This is a genomic window from Rhizobium bangladeshense (genome assembly GCF_001662075.1).
GTDB lineage: Bacteria > Pseudomonadota > Alphaproteobacteria > Rhizobiales > Rhizobiaceae > Rhizobium > Rhizobium bangladeshense_B.
Window position 1 is genome coordinate 1 of record NZ_LYPL01000073.1, and the last position, 1,707, is coordinate 1,707.

The following is a 1,707-nucleotide window of genomic DNA, read 5'->3' on the forward strand; positions in this document are numbered from 1 at the left end:
GCCTGGGATGCCGGAAGACGTCTCTCCCATGGAGCAGATCACCGACGAGCGGGTGTGCATCGACTACGTGCACTGGTCGGACGTCCTGCATTCGCCGGCTCGGCGCTGGAAGGATGTGACATGGGTGGCTCGTCGTGTCTCTATGACCGATGAGGAGTTCGACAAGCGCTTTCCCGATGGACGGGGGTCCCTTGCCAAGGACGGCGCCGGATCGAACCACGGAACCAACCAGACGGAGCGGGCCCAGAACGAGGGGAAGATCTACGTTTGGGAAATCTGGTGCAAGACTGAGAACTACACAGTCTGGATCGCCGATGGTTGCCCCGCCGCGCTCGAGGTCTCTGAGCCACCGCTGAACCTGAAAGGCTTTTGGCCTTGCCCGCGTCCGGCATTCGGCACGCTCTCGACCGGATCGCTCATTCCGGTCCCGGATTATGTTTACTACCAAGGCCAGTGCGATGAGATCGACATCCTCACCAAGCGCATTAACAAGCTGACGGATCAACTGCGCCTGAAAATCTTCTATCCTTCGGGGGATGGCTCGGTATCGCCGGCAATCGAGAAGGCGATGCGGCCTGAGAACGACACGGTAATGGTGCCGATCCCGGAATGGGCGGCATTCACCGATAAAGGCGGCTCAAAAGCCATCGTCACGCTGCCGATCGACGATGTGCAGAAGGTCATCGTTGCTTGCATCGAGGCGCGCAAGCAGCTCATTGAGGATGTCTACCAGATCACCGGCATATCGGACATCGTGCGCGGCGACACGCAAGCCTCTGAGACGGCGACGGCGCAGCGCATCAAAAGCCAATGGGGCTCCATTCGCATCAGGGACCGCCAGGCTGAGCTTGCCCGCTTTGCCCGTGACGTTGTGGCCATTGCCGGCGAGATCATCTGCGATCAGTTCCAGCCCGAAACGCTGATGCTCGTCTCCGGCATCCAGCTTATGACGACGCAGCAGAAGCAGCAGATCCAGATGCAGATGCAGCATGCTCAGATGGTCTCCCAGCAGGCGGCAATGCGAGCGCAGCAGATGGGGCAGCCTGCGCCTCCGCCGCCCCAACAGCCGCCTATCCCGCCTGAGGTGGCGCAGATGATGCAGCAGCCGTCGATCGACGAAGTTGTTCAGCTTCTGCGCAATGATAGCGTGCGCGGCTTCAGGATTGATATCGAGACGGACTCGACCATCGAACCGGACGAGGACGCAGAGAAGCAGCGCCGGATGGAGTTCGTGCAGATGGTTGGCGGCTTCATGCAGCAGGCGGGCGCTATAGCGCAGCAGACGCCAATGCTTGTGCCTGTCATGGTCGAGACGTTGCTGTTCGCCGCCCGTGGCTTCCGGGCCGGCCGCCAACTAGAAAACACGCTGGAGCAGGTGGGCGCGCAACTTTCGCAGGCAGCGACGGCACCAAAGCAGCCGCCGGAACCAACACCGGAGCAGATGATCGATCTGAAAACGGCGCAGGTAAAGGCCGGTGCGGAAGAGCGGAAAGCCCAGCTTGGGGTGGCGCAAGCCGAAATCGAACACCGCACCACCGTCGAACAGGCGCGCGGCGATATAGCGATACAGGCCATGCAGCAGTTCCAGGCCGCTCGCCAGCCGCCAGCGGCACCGCAACAGCCACGCTATCAGCAGTAAAGAGGTTTGATCATGAGGGAGCGCTATTGCCGTGTCTGTAGCGGTTGGCACCAACTCGACGCTTGGCC

General features: G+C 61.2%; 1 protein-coding gene. It reads left to right on the plus strand.

Annotated elements, in window-relative coordinates; genetic code table 11:
* Window positions 1–1,639 (plus strand): hypothetical protein (locus tag A7X77_RS31450; protein WP_064686674.1); only part of this gene is annotated, 1,639 nt, incomplete at its 5' end.
* Window positions 1,640–1,707 lie beyond the last annotated feature (68 nt).